General features: G+C 65.6%; 17 protein-coding genes and 1 pseudogene. 12 read left to right on the top strand and 6 right to left on the bottom strand.

Annotated features, from left to right (window positions below; genetic code table 11):
• Positions 1–15: 15 nt before the first annotated feature.
• From KY501_RS49795 to KY501_RS49780, 4 genes are all read right to left on the bottom strand, one after another.
• Positions 16–1,545 (bottom strand): ELWxxDGT repeat protein, encoded by a 1,530-nt coding sequence (locus KY501_RS49795; RefSeq protein WP_224372585.1) that lies wholly within the window; start codon positions 1,543–1,545, stop codon positions 16–18.
• 105 nt (positions 1,546–1,650) lie between these two features.
• Entirely contained in the window at positions 1,651–2,442 is a 792-nt protein-coding gene (locus tag KY501_RS49790) for an ABC transporter permease (RefSeq protein WP_224372583.1), read from the bottom strand.
• 4 nt (positions 2,443–2,446) lie between these two features.
• Complete coding sequence (locus KY501_RS49785; protein WP_224372581.1) at positions 2,447–3,250, bottom strand: ABC transporter permease; 804 nt, start codon at positions 3,248–3,250, stop codon at positions 2,447–2,449.
• On the bottom strand, positions 3,247–4,254 hold the full coding sequence (locus KY501_RS49780; protein ID WP_224372579.1) for an ABC transporter ATP-binding protein: 1,008 nt from the start codon (positions 4,252–4,254) through the stop codon (positions 3,247–3,249). Before KY501_RS49780 ends, KY501_RS49785 begins: the two co-directional genes overlap by 4 nt.
• 61 nt (positions 4,255–4,315) lie before the next feature.
• Here KY501_RS49780 and KY501_RS49775 point away from each other — a divergent pair, with 61 nt between their 5' ends.
• The 5 genes from KY501_RS49775 to KY501_RS49755 all read left to right on the top strand — a co-directional run bounded on the left by KY501_RS49775 (position 4,316) and on the right by KY501_RS49755 (position 10,013).
• Positions 4,316–5,527, top strand: a complete 1,212-nt coding sequence (locus KY501_RS49775) for a small ribosomal subunit Rsm22 family protein (protein ID WP_224372577.1) — start codon at positions 4,316–4,318, stop codon at positions 5,525–5,527.
• A gap of 230 nt (positions 5,528–5,757) precedes the next feature.
• Complete coding sequence (gene thrS / locus KY501_RS49770) at positions 5,758–6,951, top strand: threonine--tRNA ligase (protein ID WP_224372575.1); 1,194 nt, start codon at positions 5,758–5,760, stop codon at positions 6,949–6,951.
• Between the two features lie 118 nt (positions 6,952–7,069).
• Positions 7,070–8,029 carry a prolyl aminopeptidase gene (pip, locus tag KY501_RS49765; RefSeq protein WP_224372573.1) on the top strand — a complete coding sequence of 320 codons (960 nt, stop codon included), beginning with the start codon at positions 7,070–7,072 and terminating at the stop codon, positions 8,027–8,029.
• 306 nt (positions 8,030–8,335) lie between these two features.
• Positions 8,336–9,418 (top strand): DUF1521 domain-containing protein, encoded by a 1,083-nt coding sequence (locus KY501_RS49760; RefSeq protein WP_224372571.1) that lies wholly within the window; start codon positions 8,336–8,338, stop codon positions 9,416–9,418.
• 88 nt (positions 9,419–9,506) lie between these two features.
• Entirely contained in the window at positions 9,507–10,013 is a 507-nt protein-coding gene (locus KY501_RS49755) for a tetratricopeptide repeat protein (RefSeq protein ID WP_224372569.1), read from the top strand.
• A 46-nt stretch (positions 10,014–10,059) separates the two neighbouring features.
• On the opposite strand, the gene KY501_RS49750 is transcribed toward KY501_RS49755, so the two are convergent.
• On the bottom strand, positions 10,060–10,446 hold the full coding sequence (locus KY501_RS49750) for a hypothetical protein (protein WP_224372567.1): 387 nt from the start codon (positions 10,444–10,446) through the stop codon (positions 10,060–10,062).
• A 225-nt stretch (positions 10,447–10,671) separates the two neighbouring features.
• On the opposite strand from KY501_RS49750, the gene KY501_RS49745 reads away from it, so the two are divergent.
• From KY501_RS49745 to KY501_RS49735, 3 genes are all read left to right on the top strand, one after another.
• The gene (locus KY501_RS49745) at positions 10,672–11,703 is read left to right on the top strand and encodes a hypothetical protein (RefSeq protein ID WP_224372565.1); all 1,032 of its coding nucleotides are present in this window, start codon (positions 10,672–10,674) and stop codon (positions 11,701–11,703) included.
• Positions 11,704–11,920: 217 nt separating this feature from the next.
• Entirely contained in the window at positions 11,921–14,956 is a 3,036-nt protein-coding gene (locus KY501_RS49740) for a CBM35 domain-containing protein (RefSeq protein ID WP_224372563.1), read from the top strand.
• Positions 14,957–15,023: 67 nt separating this feature from the next.
• Entirely contained in the window at positions 15,024–15,761 is a 738-nt protein-coding gene (locus tag KY501_RS49735; RefSeq protein ID WP_224372561.1) for a pentapeptide repeat-containing protein, read from the top strand.
• Between the two features lie 12 nt (positions 15,762–15,773).
• On the opposite strand, the gene KY501_RS49730 is transcribed toward KY501_RS49735, so the two are convergent.
• Positions 15,774–17,666, bottom strand: coding sequence for a lipase family protein (locus KY501_RS49730; protein ID WP_224372559.1), 1,893 nt, complete (start codon positions 17,664–17,666; stop codon positions 15,774–15,776).
• A 113-nt stretch (positions 17,667–17,779) separates the two neighbouring features.
• Between KY501_RS49730 and KY501_RS49725 the strand changes: the two genes are divergently transcribed.
• The 4 genes and pseudogenes from KY501_RS49725 (at position 17,780) to KY501_RS49710 (ending at position 21,010) form a co-directional block, all read left to right on the top strand.
• Positions 17,780–18,850 carry a hypothetical protein gene (locus KY501_RS49725; protein ID WP_224372557.1) on the top strand — a complete coding sequence of 357 codons (1,071 nt, stop codon included), beginning with the start codon at positions 17,780–17,782 and terminating at the stop codon, positions 18,848–18,850.
• 77 nt (positions 18,851–18,927) lie between these two features.
• Positions 18,928–19,218: a hypothetical protein gene (locus KY501_RS49720; protein WP_224372556.1), complete on the top strand. Its 291-nt coding sequence runs from the start codon at positions 18,928–18,930 to the stop codon at positions 19,216–19,218.
• 86 nt (positions 19,219–19,304) lie between these two features.
• Positions 19,305–20,327 (top strand): annotated as a pseudogene (sitA5, locus tag KY501_RS49715) (SitA5 family polymorphic toxin); the annotation flags it as partial.
• 311 nt (positions 20,328–20,638) lie between these two features.
• Entirely contained in the window at positions 20,639–21,010 is a 372-nt protein-coding gene (locus KY501_RS49710; protein WP_224372552.1) for a DUF2019 domain-containing protein, read from the top strand.
• The last annotated feature ends 635 nt before the right edge of the window (positions 21,011–21,645 follow it).

The raw sequence follows: 21,645 nt of genomic DNA, 5'->3' as shown, positions 1-21,645 counted from the left end.
CAGACATGAAGCCCCTCAGGGCAGCAGCGGGAGTCTCCACAGCTCGTTGCCGTGAACTGTGTCATTGGCAACAAAGAAGACCGAGGAGCCCACGCGGATGAAGCTCTGGGGGAACGAGGAGCCCGGCTGCGCGATGTCCTGCAGCATCCGAGTGTTCCCCACCGAGCCTCGGCTCACCCAGAGCTCCAGGCCCGTTGAGTCATTCCAGCCGCTGAAGAGGATGCGGTCATCCAAGGCGAAGAGCGTGGAGCCGAACTCGTCGGAGAGGCTCAGCGGGTGGTGGAGCATCTTCGTCCCGGAGCCCGTGCCATCCGTCACCCAGAGCTGCACGTCTCGCGGGGCCGGTCCGGAGCCGTAGACGCCGAGCGCGAGGAAGAGCTTCCCGCCCGCTCCAACGGAGGTCGTCACAAAGGTTGAGGAGTCCGGATCGCTGTAGGGATTGGGCAGCGTGGCGACGAGGCTCACCTGAGTGCCACCCGAGGCGGCGTTCTTCACCCGGAACAGGCGCATCGAACCATTGGTGGGCTCCGCCATCGCGAGGAACAGGGAGCTGCCCACGGGCTCGAGGATCTGGAGGAACCCGCTGTCCGAGCCGGGCGTCAGGTCCGCGACAAGCACGGTGCCAGTGGCGGTGCCATCGCTCCTCCACAGCGCGGTGCCATGGTCGGGATCGGCGGCGGTGAAGAAGAGATACCGCCCCAGGGCCTTCAGGCCGAAGGGGTAGGAGCTCTCGGCGCCCGGGGCAATGTCCTTGACGAGCATCGTCCCGGCGGGAGTGCCATCGGTCTTCCACAGCTCGGTTCCGTGAGATGGATCCGAGAGGACGAAGAACAGGGTGCTCCGAACAACGGCCTGCACGAATGAAAGCGAGGTGTCACTGCCGAGATCCTTCACGAGCACGGTGCCAGCCGCGGTGCCATCACTCCGCCACAGCTCGGTGCGCGAGGGAGCCGTGGGCGTCTCCGGGATGTAACGGAGGAAGACCAGGATGTTCCCCACGGCCTTCAGGTTGTATGGGGCCGAGCCCTCTGCTCCCGAGACGATGTCCTTCACCAGCCGAGTGCCACTGGAAGTGCCGTCGCTCACCCACAGCTCGCTGCCGTGCTCCACGTCGTCCACTACGAAGAAGAGCCGTGAACCGAGGGGCGTCAGCTCACTGAGCTGGCTGGGGAAGGTGGTCCCTGGGGCGGGAGGGAACGTCTTCACCGCCCGGGTGCCCGCGGGGCTTCCATCGCTCCTCCACAGCTCGCCGCGACCATCCTCGAAGTTGGCGGCGAAGAAGAGCCGGCCTCGAAACGCCACGAGGCTCTCCGGGTAGGGGCCCCACCAGGGAGGACCGCTGACGGGCGGAAAGAGGTCCTTCACCAGATGTGCGGTTCCCAGCCTGGGGCGCCCCGCGAGTTCCGGGGGCTCCTCTCCGAGAGGCTCGGCCGGGGCGCTGAGTACCGAGCGCTCGTCCTCCTGCAAGCCTTCATCGGAGAGCGCCCCGCCGCACCCCACCAGTGCGAGCGAGCAGACCCATCCCATGCCACGCCACCCTCTCATCCCAGCCTCCTTTGGATTGGTGTCGAGGAGGATGGGACCGGGGAAGCACTTTGCCCAGTGCCCGGAGAAGCGCGCGGGAATATTGCAGCGAGGCAGGCTGGACGCTCAGCTGCTCGCGGACGTGTAGTGCCCGATGGAGCGCAGCCACACGCGGCGTGAGACGAAGGCGAACAGCATGGAGCCCACCACCGCCGTCACCAGCGCCCGCAGCGGCAGCCTCCCGAGCATCGCCTCCGCCGGGAACGTCGTCATCAGCGCCAGCGGGATGATGAACGTGAACACGAACGCCAGCGCGCCCTTGAACACCGCCGAGGGCCAGCGCGCAGCATCGAAGATGGACTGGAAGAAGTACGTGAGGTTGTCCACCTTCACCACGAAGAACGCCGCGCTCACCGTGAGGATCCACATCGAGTAGAGCAGCAACGTGCTCGTCACCAGCAGCAGCATCGCGGCGAACAGGCCGGGAATGGACGGCCCCCGCCCCAACAGGTGAAACGCGTACACGAAGATGATGATGCCCGTGAGCACGTTCGTGGCGCGCCACGGCTCGAAGCCCGTGGTGGATACCAGGAACTGCGCGTCCGCGGGCTTGAGCAGCACGAAGTCCAGCGTCCCCTTGCGGATGTGATCCACCACGCTGTTCAGGCTTGGAGTGATGGCGCCCTCCAGCACGCCCTGCAGCAGCGTGAACCACCCCACCACCAGCAGCGACTCGGCGAAGCTCCAACCCGCGATGGCATCACGCCCTCCGTACACGACGAAGAGCGGCGCCATGGCGGTGAACGTCCAGAACACCGAGATGATGCCCTCGACCAGGAAGTCCCCCCGGTACTGCAGCGCCAGCAGGCTGGCCGATCGCAACTGCACACCGAGCAATCCCAGATAGCGTCGCAGCATCCCCCTACCCTCCGTACGCCGCGAAGCGCCGCAGGCCCCGCCGCCACAGCGTGACGGTGAACCCCAGCAGCACCACCACCCACAGCCACTGGCGCGCGACGAGCCCCAGCGTCTCGGGCAGCGAGTACACGCCCGTCATCACCTCGGCCGGCAAGCCGATCTGGTAGCGGAACGGCAGCCAGTCCGAGATGGTGTTCATCCAGTCGGGGGCAATCCCCATCGGGAACATGTACCCGGAGAAGATGAAGAACAGCACCAGCCAGATGTCCATCACCTTCTGGCTGCTCTCCATGAAGAGCGCCATCGTCCCGATGCACACGTTGGCCAGGAAGGTGATGAGCCACCCGCCCAGCATCGACACCAGCAGCAGCGGCCAGCCCCACCAGTGCTGAGGTACTGCCTTGGGCCCCACCACGAGCACCGCGATGACCGCCACCGGCACCGCGACCAGGACCCGCATGGGCACCGCGCCCAGGTTCTCCGTCGCATAGGCCCACAGCGGGGAGATGGGCCGCAGCAGCCGCATGGCCAGCGTGCCCTGACGCACTTCGTAGTTGATCTGCCAGGCCGCCCACGCCCCGGTCAGCTGGCGCACCACGAACGTCGCCAGGAAGTACCCGACGAAGCCCGACGGGCCATAGCGCCCCACCGGCGCATCCCGAGCCACCGCCGTCCACAGCGCCATCATGATGAACGGCATCGTGGTGGACAGCACCCAGATGAGCAGTTCGGCCCGGTAGGCAAGCGCCTCGGAGAACCCCACGCGCAGCAGCGTGGGCAGTGCCCGAACCGTGGTGCGCAGGCTCACGCGCCCACCTCATCGGCCGTGGCGGCCCTGCGCGCCTTGTTCTCGGAGAACAACTCGCTCATCACCTCTTCGAGCGGAGCGTTCTCCACCGTCAGGTCCCTCACCGGCAGGCTCGCCAGCGCGCGGCTGATTGTGGCGCTCAGCGCCTCCGGAGGCACCTGGAGCACCGCCGAGGTGGGCTCGTGCGACACCACGCGGCCCAGGGGCGCCAGGGTCGCGGCCTCCACGGGCTGCTCCAGCCGGAACACCACCCGCTTCTCCGGCCGGACCCGCTGCACCAGCGCCTCCAGCCCGCCGTCGTAGCTCAGCATGCCCTTGTCGATGACGATGACGCGCGGGCACAGCGCCGCCACGTCGTCCATGTAGTGGCTGGTGAGGATGAGCGTGGCCCCGAACCGCTCGTTGTACGCCTTGATGAAGGAGCGCATGGTGGCCTGCATCGACACGTCCAGACCGATGGTGGGCTCGTCCATGAAGAGCAGCTTGGGCCGGTGGATGAGCGCCGCCGCGAGCTCGCACTTCATCCGCTCGCCCAGGGAGAGCTGCCGGGTGGGCTTGTTGATGAGCTCCTCCAGCTCCAGCAGCGTCACCAGCTCCTCCAGTGTCTGCTTGAACTGCTCGCGGGGCACGTCGTAGATGGCCCGGTTGAGCTCGAACGTCTCCGCCGGCGGTAGGTCCCAGAGGAGCTGCTGCTTCTGCCCCATGACGAGCATGATCTTCTTCAGGAACGCGTCCTCACGGTGGCGAGGCACGTGGCCATCCACCGTCACCTCGCCGTCCGAGGGGTGCAGCAGCCCCGAGAGTACCTTGAGCGTCGTCGTCTTCCCCGCCCCATTGGGTCCCAGGAATCCCACCCGCTCGCCTGGGCGGATCTCGAAGGAAATGCCATCCACCGCCTTCACGGTGGTGTAGTCACGATGGAAGAGCGAACGGAAGGCGGCCTTGAGGCCGGGCGGGCGCTTGTGGACTTTGTAGTGCTTGCGCAGCCCTCGGACGGAGATCATGTGGGACAGGGTTTAACGCGGTCGCCGCTCAGAGGCGACCCCTCGTTGGGAGCCAGTGTCGATGGCGGACGCCTATAGCAGGGATCTGGAGCGGTGGATTCCGCGGCTCATCGCCGTCTGGAGAAAGGCTCGCCGCAAGGGAGACGGGCCCGAGACGCGTCTGACTCCTCAGGAAGTGAAGGAGGTGGGAGCGGGAGTGAAACAGCTCTCGCTCGGCCTCACCCGGGAGCGTCAGCTCGCGGGCGCCAAGTACATGGACGACCCGAAGCTGCTGGGTGCCTACCTGCTCTTCTATTGGCCGGTGTCGTATGCCCAGGCGCGTCAAGCGCTCGGCGAGCTGCCCAACCGTCCCCGGCAGGTGCTGGACCTGGGGAGTGGACCGGGCCCGCTCGCCTTCGCCGCGCTGGATGCGGGAGCCAAGGAAGTCATGGCCGCGGACCGGAGCAAGCCAGCGCTGACGCTCGCCCGGGAGCTCGCCGCGGAGGCAGGCGAAGCGCTCGCCACCCGGGAGTGGGATCCCACCCGGAAGGCACCTCCCCCCGAGGGCCAGTTCGATCTCATCACCATGGGCCACGTCCTCAACGAGCTGTACGGGACCGGAGAGGGCGTCACCGCGCCCCGGGCCGCGCTGCTGGAGCAGATCCTGGGGCAGGTGAAGAAGGGCGGCAGCCTGCTCGTGCTGGAGCCCGCGCTGCGGGAGACCTCGCGCGCCTTGCTCAAGGTCCGGGACGTCCTGGTGAGCAAGGGCTACGGCATCCGCGCGCCGTGCATGTTCCGAGGTAACTGCCCGGCGCTGCTGAAGGAGAGCGACTGGTGTCACGCGGAGCGCCCGTGGCCCATGCCGCGCGTGGTGGAGGAGCTGGCGCGCGCCGCGGGGCTGCACAAGGAGTCGCTGAAGATGAGCTACTTGATGCTCGCGCCGAAGGGCGAGGCCTGGCCTGAACTCCCCCAGGGACGGCTCTTCCGCATCGTCTCCGAGTCGCTCGAGGGCAAGGGGCGCCAGCGCTACATCGGCTGTGGCGCCGAGGGCCGCGTGGGCCTGGCGCTGCAGGAGAAGCACCGCACGGAGAAGAACGAGCGCTTCTTCAAGCTGCACCGGGGAGACGTCATCTCCGTGACGGAGACGGAGGCCAAGGGAGATGGCTTCGCCCTGGACGATCGCTCGGAGGTGAAGATCGTCGCACACGCGGGCAAGGGCATCCCGCCCCCCTCCTCCGAGGAGCAGCCGCGCACTGCAACACCTCCGCCAGCAGGGCCGGACACTCCGGCCTGAGGGGTCAGGTTGACAGGGAGCACCCGTCGCTGCATCTTGTCCGCCATGAAGTTCGTCCAGCTCACCACTACCACGACCACCACTACCCGCACTGGCGGGCCGGCGGTCGTGCGCATGAGCTGAACGCGCGGACACCGCAGCCCCGCCGGAACACCGGACGGGGCGCTCCGCGAAATGCTTCAGCACCCCGCTCCGGTCCGGCGCTTCACCCACCGACACGGAGAACGACAATGCTGAGCGAACACGATCATCGATCCCTGGGCGACCGCCTGGACCTCTTCCACCTGCAGGAGGAGGCCCCCGGCATGGTGTTCTGGCACCCGCGAGGGTTCATCCTCTACCAACTCCTCGAGGAGCGCGTCCGCCGCGAGCTGGCCGCGGGTGGCTACCGCGAGGTGAGAACGCCGCAGATCCTCGGCCAGCGAATCTGGGAGAGCAGCGGCCACTGGCAGAACTTCCGCGGCGACATGTTCGTCGTGGATGATGGCGAGCGGCCCTTCGCGGTGAAGCCCGTGAGCTGCCCTGGCCACATCCAGATCTTCCAGCGCATGGCGCCCTCGTTCCGCGCCCTGCCCATCCGGCTGGCGGAGTTCGGTCTGGTGCACCGCAACGAATCCTCCGGCGCGCTGCTCGGGCTGTTCCGGCTGCGGCAGTTCACGCAGGACGACGGCCACATCTTCTGCATGGAGGAGCAGGTGGCCGATGAAGTTGCGGCGTTCTGCCGCTCGCTGCGGGCCTTCTACCGGGACTTTGGCTTCGAGGAGGTCCAGGTCGCCTTCAGCAGTCGTCCCGCCCAACGCGCGGGGAGCGACGAAGTCTGGGACCGAGCCGAGGCCGCGCTGCTCGATGCGGCCAGACGCGAGGGACTCGATTGCCGGATGCAAGCCGGCCAGGGCGCTTTCTACGGGCCCAAGCTGGAGTTCATCCTGAAGGACCGGGCCGGGCGCGAGTGGCAGTGCGGGACGATCCAGTTGGACTTCGTCCTGCCCGAGCGCTTCGACCTCAGCTACGTGGACTCGGGCGGGGAGCGGCGGCGTCCGGCCATGCTGCACCGGGCCATCTTCGGCAGCGTGGAGCGCTTCCTCGGCATCCTGCTCGAGCACCACCAGGGCTCGCTGCCCGCGTGGCTCGCGCCGGAGCAGCTCCGCGTGCTCCCAGTGGGTCAGGAGGCGCACGCCTACGCTGCGCAGGTGAGGGAGCGCCTGGAGGCAGCGGGGCTCCGGGCTGGAGAGGACGCACGAAGCGAGACGCTGTCACGTCGAATCCTGGACTCACACCATGATGGCGTACCGTTCGTCGTCCTGGTGGGAGCTCGCGAGCAGGCGGCGCACTCGGTGCAGCTCCGCGAGCGGAACGGAGCACAGCGACAGGTAGCGCTGGAGTCCGCAGTGGCGGAGCTCGTGGAGTCCTGCCGCGTTCCCTGACGCGACGAGCCGGGCGCGGTGGGCCTTCCGAGGTCCACCGCGCCTCTGCTCAGGCCCCCTCAGTCTCCCTATGGCCGGAAGAAGGGCAGGCAAACAGGCTCTGCTAGGGTGAGCGCCCATGTCCACCGCTCCGCTCCGCACCCTCTATCCCCCCATCGAGCCCTACCATTCGAGCCGTCTCCGCGTGTCCGCTCTGCACGAGCTCTATTTCGAGGAGAGCGGCAACCCGAAGGGCAAGCCGGTCCTCTTCGTCCACGGCGGCCCCGGCGGCGGCACGGACGCCAAGCAGCGACGCTTCTTTGACCCAGCCGCGTACCGCATCATCCTGTTCGACCAGCGCGGCTGCGGACGAAGCACGCCGCACGCGAGCGTGGAGGAGAACACCACCTGGCACCTCGTGGAGGACATGGAGGCGCTGCGCCGCCACCTGGGCATCGAGCGGTGGCAGGTGTTCGGCGGCTCATGGGGCAGCACGCTCGCGCTCGCCTACGCACAGAAGCACCCGGAGCGCGTCACGGAATTGGTGCTGCGCGGCATCTTCCTGGTGCGCCAGCAGGAGATGCGCTGGTTCTACCAGCAAGGAGCGCACTTCTTCTTCCCGGATGCGTGGGAGGACTTCCTGGCGCCCATTCCTCCGGAGGAGCGAGGAGACCTGCTCCAGGCCTACTACCGGCGACTGATGGGAGACGACGCGCGGGTGCGCCAGGAGGCAGCGCGGGCCTGGAGCGTCTGGGAAGGCCGCACCAGCTACCTCCTGCCCAACGCGGACCTCGTGGCGCATTACGGGGCAGACGCCTTCTCGTTGGCCTTCGCGCGCATCGAGTGCCATTACTTCGTCCACCGCGCCTTCTTCCGCAGCGACAATCAGCTCCTCGAGGACGTGCCGCGCATTCGCCATATCCCGGGTGTCATCGTCCAGGGCCGCTACGACATCCCCTGTCCCGTGGAGAGCGCCTGGGCGCTACACAAGGCCTGGCCCGAGGCCGAGCTGAAGATCATCCCTGACGCCGGGCATGCGGCCTACGAGCCGGGAACCACCTCCGCGCTCGTGGAAGCCACGGACAAGTTCCGAGGGTGATGCAACGCGGTTGCGAGCCACTCATGCGCATGCGTGAACCGTCCCGGCATGTCACGGTTCTGTCGCATCCAGAATGGGTGAAAGTCTACAGCTCGCGCCAAACCCAACCGGTGAGAAGAAACCGAGCCATTGGAGCAAACCTGCTCCATCGGTCAGGCGACGTATTCAGCGAAACCTTCGAAATAACGTTCGGATAATCCTTTCAACTGCTCTGGCTGGGCAGGCACCTCGGCACTCGGACGCGAGCGCGCGCTGGATGCAGTGAGAGTCGCCTCCCGCCAGAACCCACCCAAAGGAGCTCGTCACATGAACGCCACCAAGTCGCTGGGTCCGTCCAACAACCTGCACTGCTGGGGAGGAGCCGGCCAGAAGCAGGGGCTGAACGCCGCCGAGAAGCAGTTGGTGAAGGCCGCCGTGCAGACGGTCACTGCCGCCACCAAGCTGGTCACCGCGGAACTCAACCTGTTGGCCAAGACCACGGGCGCGCAGCCGGGCGCCCACTGCGGCTGCGATGACGTCTCCTCCCCGAGCACGCCCTCGGCTCCTTCTCCGAGCGACTCCAGCCACCCCTCCGGCAGCCTGAAGACGGACGACAAGGGCGTGGTCACCACCCCGGGCGGCTACAAGATCGAGGCGACCGATAAGTACGACTGGAAGATCACCGGTCCGGACGGCAAGCAGACCAAGATCTGGGGCGACCCGCACGTGTCCGAGGGCGACGGCGGCGAGTGGCAGTTCAAGCGTGACAGCACCTTCGTGCTCGGCGACGGCACGCGCATCAACGTCACCTGCAAGCCGGTCGACAACGGCGCCACGGTGACGGGCAAGCTGGACATCATCTCGGGCAATGACCGGGTGCAGATCTCCGATATCGACAAGGGCAAGGGCAAAACGGGCCAGGTGACGCAGGACGGCTTCCAGCACGTCAATGACTTCGGCGGCAAGGACGTGTTCGTGATGGGCAAGGAGACGGATGACTGGTCCTTCACCGGCAAGGAGGTTGTCGGCAGCGAGAACCAGGGCGAGACGTTCAAGCTGGGCAATGAGCTGGCGGCGGGTGGCTCCACGCCTCCGACCACCTCCAAGCCGACGGAGAAGCCCACCACCAAGCCGACCGACTCGCTCAAGCAGTTCGCCGAGCTGTTCCGCTCGCTGTCCTCGGTGTTCGACGCGCTCAAGGGCCTGGGCTCGCTGCTCAACAACCGCACCAGCCAGAACACCGGCATCGTGCCCCAGCAGCAGAAGAGCTCCGAGCCGGTGGAGGATCGCCGCCGCAACGTGCTGCAGCGCTCCTTCGAGCAGATCGGCCGCATGCTGGACACGGTGGCGCGCTTCCAGAAGCTGAGCCACGCCATCGAGGCCAGCCGCAACCAGCGCTTCGTGGCCTGAGAGGCGTAGCGCATCGAATCGCATGAGGTTGGGAGGTGGGCGACTTGGAGAGTCCACCTCCCTCTCTTCGTCTCTGCTGGAGGCAGCCGTGAGCACCCAACTGCAGGCCAAGGTTTCCGTGTCGAAGAAGGACGTTCCTCCCGAGCTGGCGCAGAAGCTGTTCCTGGGAGAAATCACCCCCGGGCAGTTCCTCGGCATGTCCACCGAGCGGCTGTACAAGCTGGCGGGCATGGGCCACGAGATGTTCAAGTCGGGCCAGCTCCAGGGCGCACGAGACGTCTTCGAAGGGCTGGTGGCTGCTTCGCCCTACGACAGCGTCTTCCACTGTCACCTGGCGGCAACCTACGCGCGGCTGGAGCGTTTCGAGGAGGCGAAAGCTTCCTACACGCGTTCGCTCGAGCTCAACATCGCCAACGTGGATGCGCTGGTGGGACGGAGCGAGCTGTACCTGCGCGAGCGGAAGCTGGCCGAGGCGCTTCAGGACATCCAGCAGGCCCTGAAGCTGGATCCTCAGGCCACCCGGGACACCACGAAGCGGGCTCGCGCCACGCTGCAGATGCTCCAGAAGATGGCCGAGGGTGGCAAGGCCGCGTAGGACCGCCTGGAAGAACTCACAGGCGGTTGCGGACACCCCAGAGTTCTCAGCCCCAGCGAGAACCCGGGCCGCGGTGCTGGGCGGGGACCCACACCCACTGCTCCACCGTCTCGTAGTGCCCGGCCACCCACTTCTGCTCGTAGTGCCCGGAGTTGCACGTGCCGCCCCGCGCGACGAAGCGGCACTTGTCCGCGACCCACACCTTCTCGTAGCGCCCAGCCACGAACTGCTGCACCCGCTTCAACTCGTACCGGCCCTGCTGGTTGCGAGGAGCGGGAGGCTGCGGCGAGCGGCGCGCCTGCCCGTTGTACGCGAACGCCTGCGTCTGGATCTCTTGAGCCGCCGTCGCCGTGTGCATGTCATCCGCGCGAGCAGCAGAACCGATGAGCAACGAGCCGAGAGCCAGGGAGAAGATGCCGGTCTTGAGGTCCATGTTCGCTTCCTCCGTTGTGTTGCCGTGTTGTCCTTTCTGACGGAGGCCCGCCCCGGGCATTCACTCCTCCCCTTGCTGCATGTGGGATGCACACCTTCTGAGGGGAAGAATCGGGTTCACAGAGCTGTGACACAGGCGATTCCGTGAAAACACGAACAAATAGTTAAATCGGCCCCATTTGGTGTATTGAGCCGGCTCCCTCGTAGTTCCCCTGAGGAGCTCCTGATGCGTCGTCTTGGCTCAGCCCTTCTTGCCGCGAGCGTTCTCGCCGGTTGCGGTGGTGTGGAATCCGCACCGTCCTCCGAGTCTCTCGAGTCCCCTGCCCTCGAGCGCCAGCAGGCGCCGCTCACCACCACGGATGTGGATGTCGCCCCGGAGTGCCAGGGCATCCTCACCTTCGTGAACACGGTGCCCTACGCGACGCTGGACGCCTATCTGCCCAGCGATCTCGCCAACGTCCTCGTCGCCCAGCGGGCGACAACCCCCTTCGTGACGCTGGCGCAGTTGGACGCGGTCGCTGGTGTCGGTCCGGCCCGGCTGGATTCGATCACCACCGGCGCCCGCGCCAACGGCTTCATCGGCTCCAACTGCGTTGGCATCCTGGATGAGCTCGCGATCTCCAGCGACGACTCCGCCGCGATCGCGTCGCTGGTGAACACCATCAGCGACAGCGAGCTGCACGACGTCCTTCCGGACGCGTGGAACGGTGCCGTGAACCTGCTCAACCTGCGTCCCTTCACCTCCGCCAAGGCCATCTCGGAGGTATCGGGGATCGGCCACGCGAGCCTGCGGAACATCCGCAACTCGGCCACGCTGAGCCGGCCGTTCGAGGCGCTCGTCGCCGCGGTGAATGCGGCGCCCCAGCCGGGCAACTCCGGCGCGTCCCTGGCCCGCCACTTCGACTGGTGGGAGGTCGTGATGACGGCCGACTACGGTGGGCGAGGCAGCCTGGAGTGCTTCGGGCTCGAGCCGAGCAGTGTTCCTCATGACGCGACCGTCCGCGACAACCTGGCTGATGCCGCCGAGGTTCGTGAGGCCGTCGCGAACACGGTGAACGTCGCCAACTACTACCACCAGATCTCCGACCCACTGATCAAGGCCGGCAAGGACAACCTCGCCGCGCTGACCGAGAATCGCAAGTTCAAGGGGTGTAAGCGCACCTACGAGCCCGATCCCTGGAGCAGCCACACCATCGCCATCTTCGTCGACATCGAGAATGGCTTCAGCGTGATGACCCACACCTATTGGGCTGAGTAATCCCTCCCGGGCGCCGCGCTCTCATCACGACGGGCAGGCTCCAGCACGGGGCCTGCCCGCTGTTCTTCAAGACGACGACGAGATGCGTCACCGGTTTTGCATGGATTTACCGAATAGTGACCTATATAGCCCTTCCCGGTTTATGAAACCGCTTTCGGCAGCGACACCCCACTGAACGCTCGAGGGGCTGCGCTCTTCGAGACTGGGAGAGGTTGCAATGGGCACAGCAACGAGCAGCGCTTGGAAGTCCTGGTGCGGTCGGCTCCTCATGGTGGCGTGGCTGAGCGCGGGCTCGGGATGTGGCAACCCAGCGGACATCTCCGGCGAGCAGGAGCTGGTCTCGGTGCAGCAGGCTGCTGCGACGGTCTACGAAGCGGAGTCCGCGACACTGTCCGGTGGCGCCGTCGTCGCGACCGACCACACGGGCTACTCGGGCACCGGCTTCGTCGGCGGCTTCATCGACTCGAACAAGGGCAATGCCGCCGCGCAGTTCACCATCACCGCTTCCGCCGCAGGCACTTACGACGTGGTGCTGCGCTATGCCAACGGCACAGGCTCCGCGCAGACCCTGAGCCTCTACGTCGATGGCACCAAGGTGGGGCAGATCTCCCTGGCGGCCACCACCAACTGGGACTCCTGGGCCACTCGGACCGACACGCGCTCCCTCACTGCCGGTACCCACACCCTGCGCTACAAGTTCGACACGACCGACTCCGGCAACGTCAACCTCGACAACATCAGCGTCAGCGCGCAAACCACGCCACCGCCTTCAGGCTCGGGTCCCTTGTACGAGGCGGAGTCCGCGGCGCTGTCCGGTGGCGCCGTCGTCGCAACTGACCATACGGGCTACTCGGGCACCGGCTTCGTCGGCGGATTCACCGACTCCAACAAGGGCAATGCAGCCGCGCAGTTCACCATCACCGCTTCCGCCGCGGGCACTTACGACGTGGCGCTGCGCTACGCCAACGGCACGGGCGTCGCACAGACCCTGAGCCTCTATGTCGATGGCACCAAGGTGGGGCAGATCTCCCTGGCGGCCACCACCAACTGGGACTCCTGGGCCACTCGGACCGACACGCGCTCCCTCACCGCCGGTACCCATACCCTGCGCTACAAGTTCGACACGACCGACTCCGGCAACGTCAACCTCGACAGCATCACCCTGAGCGATCCCATCGTCCCTCCGCCTGCTCCCCCGCCTCCTCCCGCAGGGTCAGGCTTCGTCTATGAGGCGGAGGACCAGTTCCTCTCCGGAGGCGTCGCCAAGGAGTCCGCCTACCTGCGCAACTTCTCCGCTCCCGGCGCCAGGGTCATCTTCACGGTCAACATGGCCTCCGCGACATCCACCACCGTGGGGCTGCGCTACCTCAATGCCTCGGCGAGCAACAAGACCCTGAACGTCTACGTCAACGGCCTCTATGCCTTGACCACGACCCTGCCCTCCACCGGCTCCACGACCTGGTCGGGAAAAACCGAGACCCTGAGCCTGCGCCGAGGCCTCAACACCCTCTCCTATCAGTACGACTCGGGGAACACCGGCGGCGTCCTCGTGGACGCCCTCACCGTCGTGAATGGCCAGGCCTTGACGGCTCGCGGCGCCACGCTGCCCTACCAGGAGCTCGAAGCCGAGGCCGGCACGACCAACGCCCAGGTGCTGACCGCCAACCGCAGCCCGGGAACAATCGAGGCCGAGTCCTCCGGCCGCCGAGCCGTGAAGCTCACGCAGACGGGCCACTATGTGCAGTGGACCGCGCCCCAGACCGCCAACTCGCTCGTCATCCGCTACAGCATGCCGGACGCCGCAGCCGGAGGTGGCATCAACGCGACGCTCAGCCTCTACGTCAACGGCACGAAGACCCAGACGCTGAGCCTGACCTCCCGGTATGCCTGGGTCTACGGCGGGTATCCCTATGGCGACAGCCCCAGTTATCCGCACAAGCCCAACGAGTGGGATCCCGGCGCGCACCGCTTCTATGACGAGAGCCGCTTCCTGCTGTCCTCCATCCCCGCGGGCGCCACCGTCAAGCTGCAGAAGGACAGCGGAGACACCGCCGCCTCCTACACCATCGATCTGATCAACCTCGAGCAAGTGGACGCGGCACCGGCCATGCCCGCGAACTTCGTGAGCATCACCGACTTCGGCGCCATCGCGAACGACACTGGAGACGACGTCCAGGCCCTCCGCAACGCCATCACCAGCGCGAAGTCCTCCGGCAAGGGCGTGTGGATCCCTTCCGGCACCTTCCGCTTGTCGGACCGGGTGAATGTGGACAACATCCAGGTGCGCGGCGCGGGCCCCTGGTACACCGTCCTGCAAGGCGTCGGCGGCAAGGGCGGCTTCTATGGCACCGGCAGCAACGTCAAGGTGCTCGATCTGGCGTTCTTCAACGACTCGGTCCAGCGCAACGACTCCGCCGATCACGCGGTCTTCGAGGGCAACTTCGGCACCGGCTCGCTCATCCAGAACCTCTGGATCGAGCACGCCAAGGTCGGCTTCTGGCTGTCTCCCGGAACGGATGGCCTGTACGTCGTCGACGGCCGCATCCGCGACACCTTCGCGGATGGCGTCAACATCTACGGCGGCGTGAAGAACACCACGATCAGCCACTTCAACGCTCGCAACACCGGCGATGATGCCTTCGCCATGTGGTCGGATGGCTCGCCCAACGACAACTGCACGTTCCGCTACGACACCGCGCAGAACCCCAACCTCGCCAACACCTTCGCCGTCTACAACGGCAAGGACAACAAGGTCCTCGACAGCGTGGCCTCGGACACCCTCTACGGCGCCTCCGCGGGCGTCTTCCTCTCCAACTGGTTCTCCGCCCTGCCCTTCACTGGCACCACCGAGGTCCGGCGCATGACACTGAACCGGACCAGTGGCGTCTCCCCGCCCGTGGACTGGGACATGCCCACCGGAGCCCTGTTCATCCTCGCGACGACCCAGAGCATCACCGGGCAGATCGTCGTGGACGGCGTGGAGATCAACGACAGCACCTACTCGGGCATCAAGCTCGCCTTCGGAAAGGGCCCGAGCTCGTCTCCCCCCGCGAACAACACCTATTCCATCAGCCCCGTGAGCATCAGCAACGTCACCATCACAGGCGCGGGCTCCTACGGGTTGGAGTTCTACAATGTGCTGGGCACCGGCAACTTCAGCTCCGTCACCGTGACGGGTGCCAGCCTGGGCGGGCTCAGCAACCCCAACAACAAGTACACCCTCGTCCGCGGCTCGGGGAACAGCGGCTGGTAGGCGCACCCTCCCCCGGCCTGTAGACTCCCAGGCCATGGAAGGCCGCCCGTCTCTCCTCGAATCCCTCGTGCCCCTGCTGCTCGTGTCCGGCCCCTTGCTGTCCGGGTGCCGGAACGAACCCGAGCAGACGGCCGCGCAGAAGCTGAGCCAGCAAATGGCCCAGCGACTGCGGGAGACGCGCGAGTGCGCCGGGTGCGATCTCACGGGCGCCTCGCTGGAGGGCGCGGACCTCGAGGGAGCACGGCTCACAGGCGCGAGACTCGAGGACGCGAAGCTGAGCAGGGCCCGCCTGCGCAACGCCGACCTGAGCGGTGCCAACCTGTCCGGCGCCGATGCGCGAGGGGCGGATCTGCGCGGCGCACGCCTGGACGGCGCCTGGTTCTCGCACGTGAAGTTCCAGGGAGCCCTCCTGGAAGGTGCCGACCTGCGCACCGTGAAGGAGCTGGAGTCCGCCAACTTCGAGGGAGCCAACCTGCGTGGCATCAACCTGGAGCAAGGCAGCTTCCAGGGACCAGAGGGGCCCTTCCGCCGCACCGAGGCCTCACACGCCTACGCCGTATCCACCGGAGGAGGATGGCTGGTCCGCGCGGACCTCTCCGGAGCCAGGCTCCGCTATGCCGTCCTGACCCGGTGCAACCTCGAGGGGGCCATTCTCCGGGGAGCGGACCTGCGCGACGCCTACCTCATCGAATCCAACCTCCAGGGCGCCGATACCCAGGACGCCCAGCTCTCGGGCGCCACCTGGGAGGACGGGAACAAGTGCGCCGCAGGCTCCGTGGGAAGCTGCCGGCGCAAGTCCAAGTGAGGCGCAGGCCCGTCAGCGCTTCTTGGTCGTGAACTGCCGCTCCAGCGGCGCTTGCACCGTCGCGTGGAGCTTCACCCGGCTGGTCGAGTGCGCCACCGTGGCGAGGTACGGGATGCTGCCGGGCACAGGCGGCTCTTCCGCGGCCTTGGCAGTGCTTGCAGTCGCGGGCTTCTTCACCGGCATCTCCAGCCGCCCGAAGTTCCGCTCCCTGATGATGGTCGCATAGTGCTTCAGCACGACCGACAACCGCAGCACCTGCTCCTCGAAGTCCGTCTTCAAGCCCCACCTGCGCTTCCAGAGCATGAGGCTGACCAGCGCCGCCTGGAACCAGGTCACGTAGTTCGCATTGTCCGGATTGGCGAAGAGCACACGCGCCGGCTCCATGTGCGCCACCAGCGTGAAGACCAGATCCAACAGCGTCTTCTGGGAGGAGCTGAGCTTCTTGCCCTCCAGTTGCACCTCGATGCCCGCCAGGCGGTTGATGAACTTGTTGAAGGTCTGCTGCTGCTCCTGGGCGGCCTTGATGAAAGCGTCCTCGGAGGTGACCTCCACCTGCACGACGGGGAAGCTCTTCTTCTGCGAGTTCCCCTTCCCCACGAGCTGATGGGCCGGAGTGGCGCGGGTGTTGTCGAACACGTCGATCTGCTCGCTGAGCGTGTTGGCCACCAGGTTCCAGAGCGGCCCCTGCAGCGTCTGCGGGTTCACCTCCAGGAAGGTGATCAGCGGCTTGACGAACTCCGTGACGTAGATGTCATCCGCGAGGCACATCAGCGGGAACTTGCCCTGGCGCAGGCGGTTCTCGAAGGCCACCTTCGTCTTCTTGAGCCCTCCCTCTATCAGGTCCAACTCCCGGATGAACTGCGCGGCCAGCGCGCCGCTCAACACCTTGCGGGTCTTCTTCCCGCTGGGGTCCACCGACTTGTGCACATCGTAGGTGATGCCGTCCCGGAGCACGGTGACGGCCCCACGCAGCTTCGTGAAGATGTCATGGACCCGCGATAGCAACAGCAGCAGGTGGGAGTAGAGCTTTGTGGCCTCGGTCTTGCCGAAGTGTACCCCCTGGATGTCCACCTTCTTCAGATCGTCGGAGATGGACTTGGGCAGATCCTCGAAGTCCTTCCAATTGATGCCGTCCAGGAAGTTCTTCACCGTCTTCAGCTCACTCCACTGCGTGCCCTCCTTGAGGAAGGAGATGTTCAGCGACTCGATGAACGCCTTGAACAGGCCCTGCGTGGAGGCCATGTCCGTGCCCAGTTTCGTGCAGAGGGTGCCGATCTCGTCGACGCCCACCGCCTTCATCATGTCCGTCATCGGATGCAGCGAGAAGTCGGCGATGATCCGCTGGGTGATGTCGTACCGGCAGAAAGCGTTGATGATCTGGCAATCGTCGTGGAAGACCTTGGTGTCCACCTGGTGCAACTGGGTGAAGAAGGGCGTGGACAGGTAGGTGACGCTGCGGATCTTCCACTGCTTCGGCCAGACCTTGGCCGCCTGGCGGGTGAGCTCGTTGATGACGTTGCCGCCGTGCGAGTGGCCGATGAAGTGAAAGTGGACTTCTTTCTTGAGGTGGGCCTGGTAGTAGGGAAGCTCGCCCTGGGCCCCACACAGCCGGTTGGCCAGGTACGTCCCGGCCCCGATGCGTGCCTGCACCGAGTTGTCTCCCGTCCACCCATGCGCGGTGAAGACGTGCAGGTTGGTGTACCGCTTGCGCAACGTCTCGAGCGTCAGCACGAAGTGATCGTTGCCCAGCCAGTACCAGTTCGAGTCCGCCTTGTTCTTCAGCGCCTCCTCGAGCGACTGGAACCCCGGCTTGGGATAGCTCAGGGAGCGCTTGGCCGAGTCCAGGTTGCCGGGATCCACGGTGCCGCCCACCAACACCACGATGTTCGGAATGTCCTGCGACATCAGATCCTCCCCCGGCGCATGGCGCTTGGACGGCAACTGCAGGGAATCAGTGGAAGGGCCACAGTGTAACACCTGCCACTCCCGAAACGCAGAGCATGTTAAAGGAGGGCGCCATGACCCTCTCCTTCGGACACGTCTTGCTTGCGTCGCTCGCACTGGCGGGCTCCAAACCGCCTCCTTCTCGCAGCGCCACTCCCGCCGGCGGCAGCGGGCCTGCACTCTCGCACCTGAAGAGCCGGGAGCCTGAAGGGTGCGACTGGGTGCGGCAACCGATCCCCTCGGGAGAACCCCAAACCGTCTTCTCCTTTGACAAGAGCTGCGCCTCGGCCGTGGTGGCCTGGAGCCGCGATGGCAAGCAGGGGCTCGTCTTCGTCAGCGCGGATGGCCCGGACAGCAGCTCCACCGCCTGGAAGGTGGATCTCGTGAACCGGACCGGCACCCTGCTGGACCTGGGCGGACTCCCCGAGGAGAAGGGGCCTCCCGACAAGGATCTGCCCGTCATCGAGCAGTTGACCTTTGATCCCCAGGGCCGTCCGGTGGCGCTGGTCAGCTACACCCTCGTCCTGCATCCCCCGGAGCCCTCGAAGGACGGCAAGCGGTACATCTCCCTCGATGGCGAGAACTTCCCGGTGGTGGATGGGTCTGGAGACCCGGGGCTCGTCATGGCCTACCGACTCGAAGGAGGAACCTGGAAGCGCGTCGAGGCGAAGGCGGTCAACTCCGGTGGCTTCGAGGCGCTCAAGCTGACGAAGACGCTGCAGCGCACGGCCTCGCAGAGCAGTGTGGGGCAGGCCCAGGGCAAGGCGCTCGCGCCCAAGGATCCCGCCCAGAAGCTGCTGAGCGCTGCCTTCCCGGACAAGAAGAGCGACGGGGAAGGCAAGTGGCTGCGGCTGACCACCCTGGGAGGGCCGCTCTTCTACCGGCGGGAAGCCGCGGGAGATGGCTTCTCGGACGCGGCTCCCGTGCGCTGGGGAGCGGGCAACAAGCTGGCGCCGGTCGAGGGCGTCCCCGATGCCAAGGAGACCGCCGTGTCCTTCCAGCTCCAGAAGGAGCTGCTGCTGGTCGACTTCTCGGCGAACTCTCGCCCCAAGACGCTGATCCTCAACGCGAAGACGAAGAAGATCCTCATGTCCCAGGAGGATCTCATCGCCCCCGCGTTCTGGCCTCAGGCCGCCAAGCGCTGAGCCCCCGCGGAATCGCCGACTCCCGTGAAGCTGGTTTCGAGGTTCTTTCGTACTGTCCTCGAAATTCAAGAAGCGTGGTGGCCCCTCCCTTCGCCACCCGCTCAGCGCCCGAGGACCTCGTGCGGCCGGGGGCGCTCGCCGTCAACCAGGCCAATGGATTGGATACGCGCTGGTTGTACAACCAGCGGCTCAACCTCACGTACTGCGTGAGCACGGCCTTCGGCGCGAACTACAGCCGCGTGGTACAGGCCATGAACAGCGCGGCCTCAGCCTGGCACGCAGCGGCCAACGTGCGCTTCGTCTACGTGAGCGCGCAGGACGGCGCATACAACGCCTCCAACGCCAACGTCCCCTTCAGGTGTCCGTGAGTTCCCGTGATTGACGGGCCTGTCATGGCTCCTCTGTAATCTCGCGTGCTGCTCCCGGCCCGAGGGGCATGCTCAGGAGGCTTCATATGCCACGCTCGGCAGTTGTGCTGCTGGTTGCGTTCCTCGCGGGGTGCAGCAGCCCCACTAAGGTTGTCCGCTTGGAAACAGGCCAGGGCGAGCCCCGCGTCCATGTCCCACGCCGCGATGTGGAACCGGTGGAGGTGAGCCAGGAGGAGTTCAAGGAGGCTGTGGCAAAACATGCCTCCTCCGTGCCAGCCGTGGAGAGGCCCCTGGAATATGCCGGGCGGCTGCTTGGAGTGCCCGAGCGAAGCGGCTGGTACTGGTACGAGGGCAGGAGCCAGCGCCTCATGGCGTCGGAGCCGGGGATCACCCGGAACCTGCATTTGTTGCCCGAGGACGAGGAGCTGAAGCGCTGCTACCTGCTGTGGTGCGAGCAGACATGGGGCTCCGGGGATTGCCTGCGCCTGCTGGTAGACAAGCCTTTCCTTGATGGAGATGCCAGGTACGCGCTGGCTATGGCCATTGCCCAGAGCAAAGTGCTGGGGGCCATGAAGGAGGAACTCGGGCGATTGGTAAGCCCCCAGGCGGTGGTGGCGACAGTGGTGGGCGGCCTGACCATGTACGCCATCTTGCTCGCACTGCCCGAGCCTTTGAGCAAGGGCATCGCCGCGCTGATGACGGTGGGGGCCATCGCATACCTGGGCTGGGACACGGTGTGGCGCCTCATCGATGGGTGGCTGGTGCTCATGAAGGAAGTGGATAAGGCCACCACCTTCGATGCCATCGCTGCGGCCGGAGAGAAGTTCGGGGACACGATGGGGGAGAAAGCAGCGCGAGCCTTCGTGATGCTGGGCACAGTGGCGCTCGGGAACACGGCGACGAGCATGGCGGCAACGCTGCCGACATTGCCAGGAGCCGGGCAGGCAGCGGTGGTGGCCGAGACGCAGTTAGGCATCCGCTTCACGGCCCCAGCTCTGGCTGAGGTAGGAGCCGTCGTCATCGCTGCCGAGGGTGTCACCATTGCGCTGGCCCCCAACTCAGTCGCCATGACTGCGCGGGCTACGGGCGGTGCAACGGGTGCGACCAAGGCCGACTTCATGGCGTTCAAGTCCATGAAGGACTTCAAGAACGCGCTGGGCTCTGCGGGCGAGGGCAAGAACTGGCATCACATCGTCGAGCAGACCCCGAGTAACCTTGAGCGCTTCGGCCCTGAGGCTCTGCACAACACCGAGAACGTGATTGCGGTCGATGCCGACACCCACGCGAAGATCAGTGCGTATTACTCCTCGAAGCAGAAGTTAACGGGCGGCATGGTCGTGCGTGAATGGCTGCGCACAAAATCATATGAGGAACAAAGAGAGTTTGGACTGAAGACCTTGAGGCAATTTGGAATCACCCCATGAAGACAGCACAATTCAAGGGTCTCACCACAGGCCAGCTCGTGGAAAAATATCGGGAGCTATCCGCGAGGCACGGGCACGCAATCGAGGCAGGCAATCATAAAGCTGCTAATCGCGACTTCGACGTGATTGTGGCAATCAACAAGGAGCTCCGTGCGCGAGGAATCGAGGCGCATAGGCAACTCTTGAGTTTGCTCAATGATCAGGAGCCAGGGACTCGATGTTGGGCTGCTACAGATGTGCTTGCGTTCGCACCGCAAGAAGGCGAACGGGTACTTGCTGAACTTGCAAAGATGCCAAAGAGTTTGGTGGGACTCACCGCCGGAATGACGCTGCAACAATGGAAGGCGGGAGAGTACAAGCCTTGGTGATGGAGGCAGCCGAGCAATTGGTGCTTAAGACTCAGAACTCACCGAGGAAGAACATCATGGATGCGACCCAACTCGAAACTGACAGCGCCTACACAAGATGGCTTGGTAGAAACCGTAGTGGCTTTGTTGCGAACGTGACGAAATCTTTAACCAAGTCGTACTACGTCGTCCACTCTGCCGAGTGCTCAAACATAAGACCAGGGTCGTCACGCTCAGATCGTCCAGGAGCATTTACTGAGCGGGCCTATCGCAAGGTGGTAGGAACAGCCCTCGAAAGCATCATAGACTGGGGCGACAGCAACGGCTTTCCATCCACTGCACGGCGAGCATGTCAGCGTTGCCTGAAAGGGGTGAAACTGCCATCACCAAGGTTGCCGGTCATTGTTGCCGAGCGGCGCTCTCGCCCTTTCGACGCAACACGACCGCCAAAGCTCTTCACTCAAGGTGCTCGGCACGCATTACCGGAGGAAACGCTCGTCTTGCGCGAGAAGGCAACAAGGGGGCATTACGAACTGCTAGCACCAAACGCGCTCCGTGCTCCCCGAGGGATCGGATGATGGTTCCCCGCTCTGGGAGGGCGGAACTTCGAGGGAGTAGAGGACGAGACGATCGTCCAGCCAGGGGAGGCGCAGTTT

Origin of the sequence: Hyalangium versicolor, from assembly GCF_020103695.1 — a bacterium.
Classification (GTDB): domain Bacteria; phylum Myxococcota; class Myxococcia; order Myxococcales; family Myxococcaceae; genus Hyalangium; species Hyalangium versicolor.
Note: the sequence above shows the minus strand (reverse complement) of the source record. Positions and strands in the feature narration are given on the sequence as shown.

Bases quoted from the DNA above. Each gene is read 5' to 3' on its own strand.
- KY501_RS49725 (WP_224372557.1), top strand. From the start codon at position 17,780: ATGACCCTCTCCTTCGGACACGTCTTGCTTGCGTCGCTCGCACTGGCG.
- thrS (WP_224372575.1), top strand. From the start codon at position 5,758: ATGCTGAGCGAACACGATCATCGATCCCTGGGCGACCGCCTGGACCTC.
- KY501_RS49730 (WP_224372559.1), bottom strand. From the start codon at position 17,666: ATGTCGCAGGACATTCCGAACATCGTGGTGTTGGTGGGCGGCACCGTG.
- KY501_RS49775 (WP_224372577.1), top strand. From the start codon at position 4,316: ATGGCGGACGCCTATAGCAGGGATCTGGAGCGGTGGATTCCGCGGCTC.
- KY501_RS49740 (WP_224372563.1), top strand. From the start codon at position 11,921: ATGGGCACAGCAACGAGCAGCGCTTGGAAGTCCTGGTGCGGTCGGCTC.
- KY501_RS49710 (WP_224372552.1), top strand. From the start codon at position 20,639: ATGAAGACAGCACAATTCAAGGGTCTCACCACAGGCCAGCTCGTGGAA.
- KY501_RS49790 (WP_224372583.1), bottom strand. From the start codon at position 2,442: ATGCTGCGACGCTATCTGGGATTGCTCGGTGTGCAGTTGCGATCGGCC.
- pip (WP_224372573.1), top strand. From the start codon at position 7,070: ATGTCCACCGCTCCGCTCCGCACCCTCTATCCCCCCATCGAGCCCTAC.
- KY501_RS49750 (WP_224372567.1), bottom strand. From the start codon at position 10,446: ATGGACCTCAAGACCGGCATCTTCTCCCTGGCTCTCGGCTCGTTGCTC.
- KY501_RS49780 (WP_224372579.1), bottom strand. From the start codon at position 4,254: ATGATCTCCGTCCGAGGGCTGCGCAAGCACTACAAAGTCCACAAGCGC.
- KY501_RS49795 (WP_224372585.1), bottom strand. From the start codon at position 1,545: ATGAGAGGGTGGCGTGGCATGGGATGGGTCTGCTCGCTCGCACTGGTG.
- KY501_RS49760 (WP_224372571.1), top strand. From the start codon at position 8,336: ATGAACGCCACCAAGTCGCTGGGTCCGTCCAACAACCTGCACTGCTGG.
- KY501_RS49745 (WP_224372565.1), top strand. From the start codon at position 10,672: ATGCGTCGTCTTGGCTCAGCCCTTCTTGCCGCGAGCGTTCTCGCCGGT.